Genomic DNA, 15,479 nt, shown 5'->3' on the forward strand with positions numbered 1-15,479 from the left:
AAAAAATGAATTTAATACATTGTTGTGTCGACTTTTAAGCGTTGTGCATGAATTTCTGCCGATCCAGTAATACTTCATCTGTTTCCCGATGATCAGGATCATCAATACAACAGTCTACGGGGCATACCGCCTTACACTGAGGTTCCTCATGAAAGCCTTTACATTCCGTACATTTTCCGGATACGATATAATAAACCTCGTCAGACACAGCTTCATTATAAGTATCGGCATCAGCTTCCGTCCCGTCCGGGAAAGTTATATGACCAGAAAGTTTGGTCTTGTCTTTCCAGCGCCAGTCGATGGCTCCTTCGTAAATGGCGGAGTTGGGACATTCAGGTTCACAGGCTCCACAATTGATACAGGCATCCGTTATTTTTATAGCCATATTGTGTATGTTTAGAGGGTTTTAAAAAGGGATTTCTTCAACGTTGAACGGTTCGGAAATCCCTGCTAAACTTAATTACAGCAGTTCAACACTGTTCTTTGAAAATAAGCAGCATAAAGTGTGCTATTTTTTATTTTTAAATCATTAATCTGCAGCAATTTCTGTGAGAAGTCCCTGCATCTGCTTTATAAAAGGTATCACGAGACTAATCTTTTGACTTTATGAATGTTGAAGATTTCAGACTTTCTATTTTTTTAGTTGTTGCAATGCTGATAAGTTTATCAAACTTACCGGAATAGAGTTCCGAAATTTCAGTTGAATGTTCAGGATCAAATAATGCTGATCTCACAATAGGCACACTGAATGGCAATGGCCATGCTCTTAATGACTTGGCAATAGAATCCATGGCGTTGATTCCCTGCATCGCCTGAAGACCATCTGCCCAGCATATGAGTCCTACAGTTTTATCTGTAAGGTAAGGTTCGTATCTGTTGGCGGTCACTTCAAGCCAGTCCAGGCAGTTTTTCATCACTCCCGGAATGCTTCCGTGATAAAGCGGAGCCAGCCATATATGGAGGTCAGCATCGGTAAACATCTGGGTCATGCGTTCTACTGCCAAAGGAGTTTTGGAAAGTGTGACATCGAATAGAGGAATGCCGGAATCAGCAAGGGTAAAAATATCAGTCTGGATTCCCAGTATTTTCAGACGCTCTGAAAAATAATTGGAAATCAGTCCGGAAGTAGATTGTGTTCTTCTTTCCAGAGATCCGTTGAATATGATTGCTTTCATTTTTTATTGTTTAAAAATTACTTTGGGTAATCCTATCTCACCATACATCAGTGTTTTAACCAAAGGTTTCAGAAGTCCTGCAGCTAATAAATAGAGGGCGGGATCATGATGGGTACTCGCCCGGACTACTACTTTCTGATTTCTGTAATGTTTCAGGTCTGCATAGATAAGACGGCGTTTCCAGAGATCGAGCAGAACCGTTTCTGCATTGTTCAAATCTACATAAGCAGCATAGGGAGATAGTTTTTCCATGATCAGCATATAGGCCCATGGCGGGATAATGGCATCCGTAGAGCAGATGATTCCTACTGCTTTTTCGTTATAGACAGAAAAATCCACCTTAGCAATTGATTCTTTAAACTCTTTTTCCTTGACAATCATTCCCATGAAGAGATGATCTTTGATATCCAGTTCCACAATTTCCGTTTTCGGTTTGTAATCTGAAAGATCAAGGGCAATAATGCCTGAAGCTTTTGCTTTATTGATAAAATTTTCCTCAGTCATAATTTGTTTACTTTCAGTGTTACTTATCTTACTTTTGACAAAGCTTCTTCATATTTTCTTTCCACAGAAGACCAATCCAGTACCGACCAGACAGAATCCAGATAATCTGCTCTTTTATTCTGATAGCTCAGATAATAAGCATGTTCCCACACATCGATCCCAAGAATCGGGAAACCTCTGTTCATCGAAAGAACATCCATCATCGGATTATCCTGATTAGGGGTTGAACTAATGGCCAGAGATCCGTTGAATTTTACAAAAAGCCATACCCATCCGGACCCAAACTGTGACAAACCTGTTTTTTTCATTTCAGCTTTAAGATTCTCAAGGCTTCCAAAAGTTGAAATGACAGCATCGTTAAGTGCTCCTTCGGGGGTAAGTTTGGGCTGGGGTGAAAGAATTTCCCAGAATAATGAGTGATTATAGTGTCCTCCGCCATTATTTCTTACCGCAGGGCTGTATTCACTTATCCTTTGCAGTAAAGAATCAAGATCAGGATTGACTTCACTGGTTTGTGCAAGGGCTGTACTAAGATTATCAACATAGGCTTGGTGGTGACGCTGATGGTGAATTGTCATTGTTGCTTTATCTATAAAAGGTTCCAAAGCATCGTAAGCATAAGGTAGCTGAGGTAATGTAAATGGGTCCATCGTATTTATTTTTTTGATTATTGTCTGACAAAGGTAAAAATATATTTAAATAAAACAACTTTTTAGTTGTTTTATAGATTTTATACTTTGAAAAGATAAAATATTGTAAGTCTTGTGTTTACATGGTATTTTTGGAGGTTATAGAAAATGACTATATTTGTTGTTGAAAAATAAAACAACCTAAATATTGCCAAATGAAGAAGCCGGCTGCTGATCGTATTCTGATGTTTTTAAAGATGAGAGGTGAAGTTACATCACTTCTTATCGCTGAAGAATTGTCGATTACCAAAGAAGGGGCAAGAAAACACTTACTGAATCTTGCTCAGGAAGGATTGATCCGGTCTTCGGTGAAGAGTGAAGGCGTAGGGCGTCCCTCTACTTACTATGCCCTTACGGAAAAAGGATTGGCGCAGTTTCCTGATACCCATGCAGATGTAACCGTCCAGATCCTGAAATCAGTGAAAAATCTTTTAGGTGAAAATGCCCTGAATTTATTAATCAGTGATCGTGAGAAAAATACTCATGAGCGATATGAAAAACTACTTTCTAAGGCAAAATCTCTGGAGCAGCGCCTTGAATCTCTTGCAAAAGTACGTAGCGAAGAAGGATATATGGCAGAATGGAAAAAAGAAGGAACAGATTATTTTCTTATAGAAAATCATTGTCCGATATGTGCTGCAGCAACAGAATGTCAGGGATTCTGCCGTGCTGAATTATCCAATTTCCAGTCGCTGATCGGGAAAGAATATACGGTTGAAAGAATAGACCATATTATTTCCGGCGGACAGCGTTGTGTTTATAAAATCAGTCAATAATTTATCATTCGGAAGATGGCTTTAAAAGCAGTAATATTTGACATGGATGGAGTCCTGATAGATTCAGAAAAATTCTGGACTCAGGCAGAGCTTGATGTATTTTCATCCTATGGAGTACAAGTTACGGAAGAGCTGGCGGCACAAACCAAATACATGACTACCCAGGAAGTGACAGAATTCTGGTATGAAAGATTTCCATGGGAAAACCGGGATGCATCTGATCTGGAAAATAAAGTCGTTTCAAAAGTAATCGAGCTGATACAAAACCAGGATTGTAGCATGGCCGGTGTAGAGGAATTTATCAGACATCTTAAGAATAAAGAATATAAAATAGGATTGGCAACTAATGCGCCTTTGCGTGTGGCACACGTAGTTCTGGAAAAACTTCAGGTTCGCGATTTGTTTGATACTGTTCATTCATCTGAATTTGAAACCCATGGCAAACCTCATCCTGCTGTATATCTTACTTCTGCAAAAAACCTTGGTATCTCTCCTGAATACTGCATTGCTATTGAAGACAGCCATTCAGGATTAAAAGCAGCAAAAGAAGCAGGAATGCAGACCATAATTTTCACTAATAATGATGAAAGCGTAAATTCTAATCTTGCCGATTTTAAAATATTGAACTTTAGGAATGCTTTGCTGCCGGTGTTTGGGGAATAAGTTGATAGGTAATAGTGAATGGGGAATAGTGAATCCGCCTCACTGTGAATTTTAATACATGCTGCAAAAATTGACGATTGAATGCGCAGCAAATTGACTATTGATATAACCCCGCAACCCGCTCTCAATATCTCATCAAAATCTCCATCAGCAACAGAATAGAAACCAGTTTTTTAGACGACTGATATTCAGGGTTCAATTGTTCGCGGATTTCACCCAAAGCTTTGCTTAGTTTATTACTTACCGTCTTATTGCTGAGTCCCAACGCTTCTGCGGTTTCATTAACGGACATATTCTTCCGGATTCTCATATCATATACCTGCTGTTCTGTTGAAGGAAGTTTGGCAACCACTTGATCAATCATTGATAATAAAGTATTGATCTCATTCTCCTCAAGAATTTCAAAATAATCTGTATCTGATATCTCCAGCTCATTGGGGATGTCAAACTCGTCAATACTCAGCGTAGGAGGAGCTTTTTTATAACTGTTATATAAGTCAAGGATACGATAATGAAGATGGCGTAGAAGATAGCCTTTGGCACTTTCGGAGTCGTCAGTTTGTATCGTATCTGTATTCTCAAGAATCTTTACCCAAAGGTTCTGAAGGATTTCCTCAGCAATTTCTTTATCCCGGGTCCGTACAAATACAAAGCTATATAGACTATCCCAGTATCGGTCATACAGCAGCATAAATGCAGGGCGGTCGCCTGATTTTATTTTCTTTAATAATGTATAGTCTGTTGGGTTCATATTGTTGATGCAAAATTACCTAAAGGAAAATTAACTTTTTGTGAACTTTGGGGATGGTAAGATTAAATATTTCTGAAAAACGGGGTCAAAATAGCGGGTTAATGTTGACTAAATGTGAAAAATGATGAAAATTATTAACAATTTGCTCATAATATGAATATAACGTTAAGAATGCCCTGGGGAAGTTTTTCATTTTCACTGTCTTATAGATAGAAGTATGTGTGAATACCATGAAAGACTTTATGAAAAATCGTTTAACATATAAAAATATTGAAGCCTTTGTTTTCAGACTTTGGGAACGGGAAGTTTCTGAAGAACCAATTTCTGAAAAGGAAAATGAACTTTTAACAAAATGGAGAATCCGGACTGAAAAAGACCTGGACGCTGTTCATAGAAAAGAATCCAGAGAAAGAGTATTATCCGGACTGGAACATTATTTTCCTCAAACAGATAGTATTCCTATACATTCTGTAAGAAGGTTTAAAACAAATCTATATAAAATTGCAGCGGTTATTATTCTGCTTTTGTCGTTAGGAGGTATTTTCACTTATACCATGTTCATTGAGCCTGATGTTTATCTTGCAAAATCGGAAAACCGTATTGTTCATCTTGAAGACGGTTCTGTGGTTACCCTTTTGCCGGGTGCCGAACTTACCGTTGAAAAATCATTTCCTGCTTCTACCAGAGTGGTGGATTTAAAGGGAGATGCCATTTTCTCTGTGGCTAAGTCAAAAGTTCATCCTTTTGTGGTGCGTGCTGATGGTTTTAGTACTAAAGTATTGGGAACAGTATTTAAAATCTCACAATCAGGGAAGAGAAAAGCGGTTGATCTTTATGAAGGAAAAGTGGCTGTATCTTCTCCGGGAGTTCCGGTTTCTTTCCTTAAACCGAATCAGAAATGGACGAATTTCGGGATTGCACATACTACAGCGGTCATTTCAATAAGTCCGGTGAAAAATTCAGCAAAGAAAGTTTCTGCAATCCTGTCTTTAAGCTTTAATGATGTTCCTTTAAAAGAGGTAGTAACGGTTCTGGAGAGCAGCTATAACACGAAAGTATTATATCCTAAAGATGCGGAAGATAAGAAAATCACGGCTGATTTTACCGGAGGAACAGTCGGAGAAAATATTGAATCTCTGGCTTTCATCCTCGGATTGGAAGTACAGAAAAAAGAGAACACCTATATCCTGAAAAAATAAAACATTACTCAAAAAATTAAATAATCATAATCAAGAGAACACTTTAAGTATGAAAAGTTTGAAATGTGGGATTACCATAGCAGCCTTATTTTTTACTGTAGCCGCAGAAGCACAGGAGCTGGTCCAGAAAGTAACATTTTCTGTACCTGCCAACAGACCGTTGATTGAAGTTTTGGAGGAATTTGCCGGAAAAACAGGAATGAGACTCGCTTATTCCAAAGTAGATATTAAAGAGCTGAAGGTAAAGGGAGTAAAATGTGAAAATACTTCTGTCAACAACTGTCTGAAGGATATTACCAATGGACTTCCGGTTGTCTACCGCCTGCATGGTGATCTTATTTCGATAAAATATGAAAATTCTAATATCTCAGTACTGGGAAACGGACGTATTTCCGGTAAAATAGTGGATGAGGTAGGAAATCCCATTACCGGAGCTGAAATTAATATAGCTAAGAAAACCGTAGTCACAGATAATAACGGAGATTTTACAGTAGATCTTCCTTCGGGAATTTATAATCTGACAATAAAAGCACCTAAATATAATACGCTGAGAGTTGAAAAACTGTCTGTCAATGATAAAGAAACAAGTTCTGTATCATTTGCTCTGAATAAAGCTTCCGATAAAATTACAGACATTAAAGAAGTTGTGATTACCGCAGCCCGTAAAGCAGATACACAGGCGGGACTTCTTGCTCAACAGAAAAAAGCGGCACAGATGAGTGACGGGATTTCTGCAGAACAGATTTCCAAAACACCGGACAGCGATGTGGGAGGAACTCTGAAAAGGGTAACGGGAATTACCACTATTGATAATAAATATGTAGTCGTAAGATCAATGGGTGAACGATGGAATACGGCAGCCATGGACGGAATTAATCTCCCAAGTACAGAAGCCTATAATCAGAATTTCTCATTTGATATCATTCCTACTGCTATGGTGGAAAGTGTAGTGGTGAGTAAATCTGCAACACCTGATATGAATGCCAGCTTTGCCGGAGGCTATGTAGAAGTGAGAACCAAAGATATTCCTAACGAAAATTTTACAACGGTAACCATGGGAACTTCTTATAATGACCAGTCGGCTTTCAAAGAGTTTCTGACCCGTCAGCGCGGAAAGTATGACTATTTCGGGTATGATGACGGAACAAGAAATTTTCCAAAAGGACTTGAGCCGATGAACTGGACAGATCCCAGATTTTTTGAACAATCCAGGCAATTTACCAATGACAATTTCAGTACCTATAAAACCAGAGGTGACATGGGATCCAACATCCAATTGGCATTAGGGAGAACTTACGCCCTTAAGAACAATAATAAATGGGGTTTCGCCGGAGCATTTGTCATCAGAAACGAACAAAATAAACTGGAAATCGATCATACGGGAAGAGGAAACTGGCTGGATACCACCGGACCTTATGTTGCTGACTGGCAGACAAAAGGGGTAGCTCCTATACCATTTTATAATTTTAAAAACCAGGGGGCATCTTATAATTACAACTCTACGATGGCGGGGATGCTTAATTTTGGACTTCAGCTGGGGAAGAACAGAATTTCCTTCCGTAATTCATACACCCATATTTTTGATAATACATTAACAAGAGTTACCGGCTGGAATGAATATACTACCGGAAGTTCGATGGCCTCTAATGCAGAATTAGCCTATAATTATTTTTATAACGGAATCATCCCCAATAATGATCCTGCTCAGATCAAGAACTTAGACAGACCTTATACTGATAATACCAATTATCCGATTTTTCAAACCCTTTTGCAGAATAAACTGGAAGGGAACCATAAAATAGGTAATACGGAAGTCAGCTGGTTTGCGGCAAGAACCGGGATAGCCTCTGATACCAAGGATTATACGCAGTATCTTACTCTTTATGATTTTATTGGAAGTGAAATTCTTACCTATCATAAAATTTATAATACCGGAGGAAATTTTTACAGAGGATATATCGCTAATAAAGAAACCGATTACAATTATGGAGCTTCAGTTAAGTGGGATCTGGATACCGGAAATTTTAAAAATACTGTTAAGACAGGATATGCAGGGACATTAAAGAACAATACCAATCAGCAGCAGAAATTCTTCTTAAGGGTAGACGAGAACCGTGATGTTCCGAATAGTGAAAAAAATTACCTGACAATGTACGGTACTCTTTCGGATTGGTTCAATGGATCTCAATATGTCCCGGGGGGTATTGGGTGGGAAACCAAAGCATTGTATAAAAATGATAAATATGAAGGAGAGGTGAAACAACACGCTCTGTATGTGATGTTTGATAACCGTTGGGAAAATAAATTAAGGCTAGTATGGGGAGTTCGTGCAGAATATTTTAAGTATGATCTTGTTTCTCAACAATTGGATCCAAGTGATACAAAAAATGTTACCAAAGCACCCATAGAAGATAAACCGTGGCAATGGATGCCTTCTGTGAATTTTACCTATAGTCCTACGAACAAAATCAATCTGAGACTTGCCTATAATAAATCTGTAATTCGACCACAGTTTAATGAAAGAACAGGGCTTCCTTATTTTGATCCGATTGCCAATGGTTTGATTTATAATACAGAAATGACCTCTTCTGTCATTAATAATTATGATTTCAAATTTGAATGGTTTCCCGGCTTGGGAGAAATATTTTCCGCAGGGCTTTACTATAAAAATATAGACAGGCCCATAGAACGTGAAGGACATATTTCAAGTGAAGGGAATTTATACCTCTATAATGGTAATTCAAAAAATGCAAAACTTGCAGGAGTTGAGGCGGAGGTCAGAAAGAATTTAGGATTTATTGCCGAAGGAACTTTTCTGGAAAAACTTTTCATAAGTGGAAACTTTACCTATAACCATACCAAAGTAATAGCCTTCAAGGATATGTATAAAACAGGGGACAATGATGAAACCTATGAAGTAAAACGTCCGCTGTACGGGCAGACTCCTTATGCCTATAATCTTGGATTGGTTTATGATGGTGACCGTTTGGGGCTGAGCTTTTTATACAATGCAAAGGGTGACCAGTACATTACCGTTGGGTATGCTTACAAAGGAGAAGAAATACAACGTCCTTATGCTGTAGCAGATGCGCAGATCTCCTATAAATTTCTCAGGAATAAAAACCTTGAATTAAAATTCAATGCAAGAAACTTATTCAACAGAGTGAAGGAGTATTATAATAATTATAATTCCTATGTAATACCATTGGGACTGGGGAGTGCTATCGGAACTGAAAGGGAAGCATGGGGACTTTTACCAGGTGCAACGGACAGGTATGACAAGAATATTGATAAGATCATGTTTAGAGCCTACAGCGGAAGAATGTTCAGCCTGAGTGTGAATTATATGTTTTAAATAAGGTTTAAGATCAGATAAAGAAGACTGAATAAAAGAATGGGAAAATATAATATACTATTAAAACTTGTACAATGAAAAAAATAATTCCAATTGTAATACTATTATTATTCTTTACGGCTTGTCAGCATGATAGATTGGAGGATAGGCAGTCTTCTTTTGAAATAAAGGCTACTTCTTCAGAATACCTTACAGCTTCTTCATTTCCGGTAACCAGTGTAAGTGGTAATATTACAGCCAATACAACCTGGAGTGGAGTCATCGAAATGGACGGAATAATAACAGTAAAAGATGGAGCCACACTGACAATCCTTCCAGGAACATATATTAAAGCAAAACCAAAAGGCACAGCAGCTCCATCAGGAGCTCTGATCATCACAAAAACAGGAAAGATCAATGCCGTAGGAACAGAAAATCAGCCAATTATTTTTACAAGTTATAAGTTGTTGGACGGAAACGAAGATACTATTGGAGAGCCAGGCGACTTTGGAGGATTGATCCTGCTAGGGGATGCTTTAACGAATACACCGTCTACAACAACCATTGAAGGACTGTTCGGACCTGATTATTATTATGGAGGGACTAATCAGAATCACAACGGAGGAATCGTGAAATATGTGCGCATTGAATTCGGGGGAACAGATATATTTCCTTATACAATCCATGAAATTAACGGCCTAACTTTAGCAGGAGTGGGCAGTGCTACCACTATTGATCATATTCAGGTATCTTACGGTAAAGACGATTCTTTTGAGTTTTATGGAGGAAACGTAAATGCTTCCAACCTTATTTCTTTTGCACCAGACGACGATAATTTCGATTTTAATAATGGATATACGGGAACTGTTACATGCGCACTTGCTTTGGCAGATTATAATTCTACACATAGTCTCAGTGGGGCAGTTAATGATTCTCACGGTATTGAACTTGATAATAATATTGATGGAACATCTACAGCATTGGTTACACATCCAGTAGTAAATAATCTTACAATAATAGGGTCTTGGAAATCCACTATGGGCGCTATGTACGGAAATGGAATTTACATCAGAAGAAATGGAAGATTAACATTAAATAATACTGTCATTACGGGATATCCTGTAGGAATTAAAGTAGAAGGTACAGGCTCAATGCTTTCTTCTGCCTCTAATTATAATACAATTCAGGTCCACGGATTTACAACTTCTGTTACAGGTGCTGGTACATCAGGAATTCCTGTTACAAACTTATCTACCGGGCTTTCTGCTTCCGGGTGGGGGATGAATCAACCATTTTTTAATGAAGGAGGATGGAATATATCACCAAGAAATTGCGGCAATTTTCAGGGACTTTGGACTAAATATAATTTCTCCATTTTGGAATAAGGAAATGAACCTTATGAGCATGGAAATAGAAATTTAGATTAAAAGATATCTTAATTATAGCAGCGTACAGGTTTCGGTAACCTGATCAAATGACTGAAAAATACTGATGATGCGCACAGCAGTACAGTTCTGAAAAAACCGGGCGTTAACAGCTTTTCCCAGGTATTAACGGTTTCTATGGGAACGTCCCCAATGTAGCTCCTCCTGCAGTGACGGATGAATTCTAAAAACCAAATCGAAGGAATAGAGAGGCAGATATTCCTGAATATTAAAAAACTGATCTGGTATATAAAATAACACGACCGGATTTATTAAAAATTATAACAATGAAAAGACTAACTCTAATTGCAGTGGCAGCATTATCTCTTACAGCTTGTCAAAACGATCAACTGGCGGATTCATCATCTCCATTCGAAATGAAATCTACTTCTGCTGAGTACCTTACAGCTTCGGCTCTTCCGGTAACCAGCGTAAGTGGTGCTATTACTTCAAATACTACATGGAGTGGTGTAGTTGAATTAGATGGAGTTGTAACTGTAAAAAATGGTGCTACATTAACAATCCAGCCGGGTACATTCATTAAGGCTAAGCCAAGCGCAAATAATACAGCTACAGGAGTTTTGGTAATTGCTAAAACAGGAAAAATCAACGCAGCTGGTACAGAAGCTCAACCAATCATTTTCACCAGCTACAAATTGTTAGATGGAAACGAAGATACAACTGCTGCTCCTGGTGATTTCGGAGGTGTTGTTATATTAGGAGATGCTCCTACAAACACTCCATTCACAAAAACGATTGAAGGATTATCTGGTCCTGATTTCTATTACGGAGGTACCAATGCTTCTCACAACGGAGGAACATTGAAATATGTACGTATTGAATTTGCAGGATATGATCTTTTAGCTCCTAATTCAGGTAACGAAATCAATGGTCTTACTTTAGGAGGAGTAGGAAACGGAACTACTTTGGATCATATTCAGGTATCTTTCGGGAAAGATGATTCTTTTGAATTCTTCGGAGGTACTGTAAACGCTTCAAACCTTGTTTCTTTCGCTGCGGATGATGATAATTTCGATTTCGATAACGGATATACAGGAACTATCACTTGTGCTCTTGCTTTGGCAGATTACAACTCTACACACAGTCTTAGCGGAGCAAGCCCGGATTCTAACGGTATCGAGCTTGATAACAACGCAGACGGTTCTTCTACAACATTGTTGACTCACCCGGTTATCAACAACCTTACGATCATTGGTTCTAAGAACTCTACTAAAGGTGCTTTGTATGAAAACGGTATCCACATCAGAAGACACGGAAGATTAACATTAAATAACGCTGTGGTTACAGGTTACCCTGTGGGAATCAAAGTAGAAGGTACAGGTTCTGAACTTTCTTCAGCTTCAGCATACAACACAATCCAGATTCACGGATTTACGACTTCAGTTACAGGTACAGGTACAGCAGGAATCCCTGCAGCTAACTTAGCGACTGGTACTCCTGCATCTCTTTGGGGTATGAGCCAGCCTTTCTTCAACGAAGGTGGTTGGAACGTATCTCCAAGAAACTGTGGAAACTTCCAGGGACTTTGGACAAAATACAATTTCTCTATTGTAGAATAATAAAAAACTTTAAAAAGCAGGGAACAGCATATGCTGATTCCTTGCTTTTACTTCAAAATCTTAATAATCAGCATTATGAAAAAAATAATTTTATCATCTGTTTTGTTTTTATCTCACCTGGCTGCAGCTCAGTCTCTGGTATGGGGGAATTCTTTTGATACTCCTGCTGACCTTCAGGGATGGACTTTCCATGATTTGAACAACAATGGCAACGGATGGGTACAAGGACAGAACATTTATCATAACGGAACTGCTTTAACCTATGGAACTACCGGAGTTCTTCGTCATTCTATCAGTTTGGTTCCAACCGGAAGTGCTACTGGCTTTGCAACAGAAAATGACTGGATTATTTCTCCTCAGATTGATCTTACAAATACTGCAGGAACCGTTACGCTGGCTGCCTATATCGGGAGACAGAGATCTACTCATACTATTGTTGCCAGAGAGCTTTTTATTTATGTAAGCACACCACAGAAGGAAGTTCCTGCATTATCAGACTTCCAGGCAATGACAGTAGATGCGGATGGAAATGATGTTCAGAGTATATATAAAATACAGGTAGGTGATTCAGCCAATCCTTTTCCGGCTGATCTTACCCAGTTTGTAGAATCCCTTGTAGATCTTTCTGCCTTTGCAGGAAAAAAAATCTATATCGGAATGTGGTCAAACAGAAAAACAAGCGGAAATAATGTCCAGAATATCAATATTGATGAAATGGGAATCTACGCTACTTCATTTTTGGGAACTAAGGATGTAAAAAGAAACAAAATTGTAACACAAATAGCAGAAAATCCGGTAAAAGAATCTCTGCAGCTGCAGCTTAATCCGGCATTGAAAGAAAATATGACGCTGGTAACCATTTACAGCGCAGCAGGACAGAAAGTACTTACCGCTCAGTATTCTAAAGCGATCAATACAGCAGGTCTTACATCTGGAGCTTATATAGCAGAAATTACAGATGGAAAAACTACGGAAAGGTTGAAGTTTATTAAAAAATAAGTCTTCTTCCCTTAGAAACTGATTCCAGAAACACCATGAATTTTTAATATAAGATAATGGATAGTATTTGATAAAGGCTATCCAGAACATATCCAACTAGTTTTTTTATAATTATATATTGCCCTGCTCCCGGGTAGGGCAATATTTTTTAAGTTTTACAATGAAATAATTGACGAAAGATGAACAGAATCTTTGCATTACTACTATTATTTACTGCACTTTTTTCATGCACAGACAGCAACACGATGGAGCTGTATGATAAAGTACAGAAACCCGGAGAGGTTAATATCAAAGGATTTTCCAAACCTGATGTCCTTCAGCTGAGGTTCAACGGAGCACCTGTATCCATTGACGGAAAAACATCCTATACCAATAAAATAGAAACCCAGCTTCAGTTTGTCCTCGATCAGGGAGAAACCAATAAACTGTCTGTATATAATAATGAAACAGGAACTGAAATTGCAAAATACAATATTACCTATGACAATATAAATGATTATAAAAACTTATACTTTTTCAATCTTCCGGGGATTTATCTGCAGACGTATGCTGTAAAACCTCAGGTTAATCTTGGGAAAGTAGGGTTTGAATTTATTTTTCCCAATCTTGGCGAATTTTCCGGAGCCACACTGAAAGAGGTGAAAGGCGTTCTTAAAAGAGAAAATGGAGTGGTACTGGCAGAATTTGAAAACATTGGAAAAGACAACTTTACCGCAGTGAAAATCTATAGTTTTTTCAGTTCTACAGCTCCGGTATATCTGGAATTGTACAAACCGGGAACTACAGAACCTTATTCCGGATCTAAAATGATTCAGGTGAAACTGAAACAGCACACAGGAGCAAATATGATCGTCCTTCAGGAAAAAATAGAGAATGGGGAATGGGTGGTAAAAGGAGATATTGATGTCGCAGAATATCTGTAATTGCGTATGAAAAACATTTTAAAACTTACATGCATTGCGATCGCAGTCTTTCTCATTTCGTGTACGAATAATAATGACGAAAGCGCACCTGTTTTTCCGGAAGGAAGTACAGAATCTGTCAATCTCTGGGTTCAGGACAGCATGAAACGGTATTACTATTGGGCAGATCAGATGCCTGAAAAACCAGACTATCGTCTTCCCGTTAAAGATTTTTTTAAAAGTCTCCTGTCTTCCCAGGACCGGTTTTCTTTCATGGTCAATACTGAAGATTCTTCTACCTATCCACGTTCCATAAGAAATATGTACGGTTTTGATTATACCGTTGCCAAGCTTGCCAACAACCAGGTCGTTACAATCGTAAAGCTGGTTCTTCAAAACTCTCCAGCTTTCAATGCAGGGCTGGAACGGGGGATGATTATTACCAAAATCAATGGAAAAGTCATTACAGCAGCCAATGCGGAATCAATGGCTTCATCCATTAAAGACCAGACCGTTGTAGACCTTACCGTAGGGAAATGGCAGAACGGAGCGGTTACCGATGAAAAAAATATTACCGTTTATTATGGCTTTTCTTTTGAACAGCCTATTTTATCTAAAGTTTTTGAGAAAAATGGTAAAAAAGCAGGATATCTGTATATCTATGATTTCCCGGACGGAATGGCACAAACACTGAACCAGAAGTTTGCAGAATTTAAGGCTGCCGGAGTAAAGGAGCTTATTCTTGATCTCCGTTATAACTATGGAGGTTCGGTATCATCTGCAGCAGCTCTTTGCTCATTGATTCCCTCAGGGCTGTCATCTGGTTCACCATTCATTATTTTCAAAGGAAATAAAAACGGAGGTGAAGTGAAAAGAACATTTGCCCAGCAGATCGCTTATGATCCCAAAGCTCTTGATTTTAATACTCTACTTGCCAATGCATTGGGGTTACAGAAAGTATTTATCCTTACCTCCAACAGCACGGCATCTGCAGCGGAAATTGTCATCAACAATCTGAAGCCGTATATGCAGGTTATTCAGATCGGAGATACTACTTTAGGTAAAGATATGGCCGGATTTGTAGTAGAAGACAAACGGAAGCCGAGAAAAATTTCCTGGCAGATCCATCCGGTAATTTATAAAGTATTTAATGCTAACGGAGCCGGAGAATACAGCAATGGAATTTCTCCACAGGTCATGGTCAATGAATACGCCGGGTTGCCACTATTGCCTTTGGGTGATCCTAATGAAACCCTAATTTCTTCTGCCCTTAACGGAGGTTATTTCAAATCTGCAGGCCAGGAAAAGAACGGAAGCGTTACAATTCTTTATCAGAGTGATGTACCTCCGGTGATGATGGAAAAATAGAATTCGGATAGAGAAAGAAATGGAGTAAATATTTTTAACCATTAAGAAGTTTGAAGAAATAAAGTATAGTTAAGATTAATCATTCTGATCTTAAGTTAAAGCGAAGCTTGATCTT

At 38.4% G+C, this 15,479-nt stretch carries 14 protein-coding genes; 9 read left to right on the forward strand and 5 right to left on the reverse strand.

What is annotated here, in order from left to right:
• Positions 1-34: 34 nt before the first annotated feature.
• From DYR29_RS01375 to DYR29_RS01390, 4 genes are all read right to left on the reverse strand, one after another.
• The gene (locus DYR29_RS01375) at positions 35-385 is read right to left on the reverse strand and encodes a 4Fe-4S dicluster domain-containing protein (protein WP_149388834.1); all 351 of its coding nucleotides are present in this window, start codon (positions 383-385) and stop codon (positions 35-37) included.
• A 205-nt stretch (positions 386-590) separates the two neighbouring features.
• Positions 591-1,175: an NADPH-dependent FMN reductase gene (locus tag DYR29_RS01380; RefSeq protein ID WP_213278892.1), complete on the reverse strand. Its 585-nt coding sequence runs from the start codon at positions 1,173-1,175 to the stop codon at positions 591-593.
• A 3-nt stretch (positions 1,176-1,178) separates the two neighbouring features.
• Positions 1,179-1,679: a DUF2480 family protein gene (locus DYR29_RS01385; protein ID WP_213278893.1), complete on the reverse strand. Its 501-nt coding sequence runs from the start codon at positions 1,677-1,679 to the stop codon at positions 1,179-1,181.
• A 23-nt stretch (positions 1,680-1,702) separates the two neighbouring features.
• Positions 1,703-2,329 carry a superoxide dismutase gene (locus tag DYR29_RS01390; protein WP_213278894.1) on the reverse strand — a complete coding sequence of 209 codons (627 nt, stop codon included), beginning with the start codon at positions 2,327-2,329 and terminating at the stop codon, positions 1,703-1,705.
• Between the two features lie 194 nt (positions 2,330-2,523).
• Here DYR29_RS01390 and DYR29_RS01395 point away from each other — a divergent pair, with 194 nt between their 5' ends.
• Positions 2,524-3,144 carry a helix-turn-helix transcriptional regulator gene (locus DYR29_RS01395; RefSeq protein ID WP_213278895.1) on the forward strand — a complete coding sequence of 207 codons (621 nt, stop codon included), beginning with the start codon at positions 2,524-2,526 and terminating at the stop codon, positions 3,142-3,144.
• Between the two features lie 15 nt (positions 3,145-3,159).
• A complete protein-coding gene (gene hxpB / locus DYR29_RS01400) occupies positions 3,160-3,807 on the forward strand; it encodes a hexitol phosphatase HxpB (RefSeq protein WP_213278896.1) in 648 nt (215 codons plus the stop codon).
• 124 nt (positions 3,808-3,931) lie between these two features.
• Here the strand turns inward: hxpB and DYR29_RS01405 are convergent, their stop codons facing one another.
• A complete protein-coding gene (locus DYR29_RS01405; RefSeq protein WP_213278897.1) occupies positions 3,932-4,558 on the reverse strand; it encodes an RNA polymerase sigma factor in 627 nt (208 codons plus the stop codon).
• A 242-nt stretch (positions 4,559-4,800) separates the two neighbouring features.
• Here DYR29_RS01405 and DYR29_RS01410 point away from each other — a divergent pair, with 242 nt between their 5' ends.
• The 7 genes from DYR29_RS01410 to DYR29_RS01440 all read left to right on the forward strand — a co-directional run bounded on the left by DYR29_RS01410 (position 4,801) and on the right by DYR29_RS01440 (position 15,364).
• Positions 4,801-5,757 carry a FecR family protein gene (locus DYR29_RS01410; protein WP_249413583.1) on the forward strand — a complete coding sequence of 319 codons (957 nt, stop codon included), beginning with the start codon at positions 4,801-4,803 and terminating at the stop codon, positions 5,755-5,757.
• A gap of 49 nt (positions 5,758-5,806) precedes the next feature.
• Positions 5,807-9,112: a TonB-dependent receptor gene (locus DYR29_RS01415; protein ID WP_213278898.1), complete on the forward strand. Its 3,306-nt coding sequence runs from the start codon at positions 5,807-5,809 to the stop codon at positions 9,110-9,112.
• Positions 9,113-9,186: 74 nt separating this feature from the next.
• A complete protein-coding gene (locus DYR29_RS01420) occupies positions 9,187-10,476 on the forward strand; it encodes a hypothetical protein (RefSeq protein WP_213278899.1) in 1,290 nt (429 codons plus the stop codon).
• Between the two features lie 326 nt (positions 10,477-10,802).
• Positions 10,803-12,095 carry a hypothetical protein gene (locus tag DYR29_RS01425; RefSeq protein ID WP_213278900.1) on the forward strand — a complete coding sequence of 431 codons (1,293 nt, stop codon included), beginning with the start codon at positions 10,803-10,805 and terminating at the stop codon, positions 12,093-12,095.
• A 75-nt stretch (positions 12,096-12,170) separates the two neighbouring features.
• Positions 12,171-13,094, forward strand: coding sequence for a T9SS-dependent choice-of-anchor J family protein (locus DYR29_RS01430; protein WP_213278901.1), 924 nt, complete (start codon positions 12,171-12,173; stop codon positions 13,092-13,094).
• A 179-nt stretch (positions 13,095-13,273) separates the two neighbouring features.
• Positions 13,274-14,017, forward strand: coding sequence for a hypothetical protein (locus tag DYR29_RS01435; RefSeq protein WP_249413584.1), 744 nt, complete (start codon positions 13,274-13,276; stop codon positions 14,015-14,017).
• Between the two features lie 6 nt (positions 14,018-14,023).
• Positions 14,024-15,364: a S41 family peptidase gene (locus tag DYR29_RS01440; RefSeq protein ID WP_213278902.1), complete on the forward strand. Its 1,341-nt coding sequence runs from the start codon at positions 14,024-14,026 to the stop codon at positions 15,362-15,364.
• Positions 15,365-15,479: the final 115 nt, after the last annotated feature.

Origin of the sequence: Chryseobacterium indologenes (assembly GCF_018362995.1) — a bacterium.
In the GTDB taxonomy this organism is placed as follows: Bacteria; Bacteroidota; Bacteroidia; order Flavobacteriales; family Weeksellaceae; genus Chryseobacterium; species Chryseobacterium indologenes_G.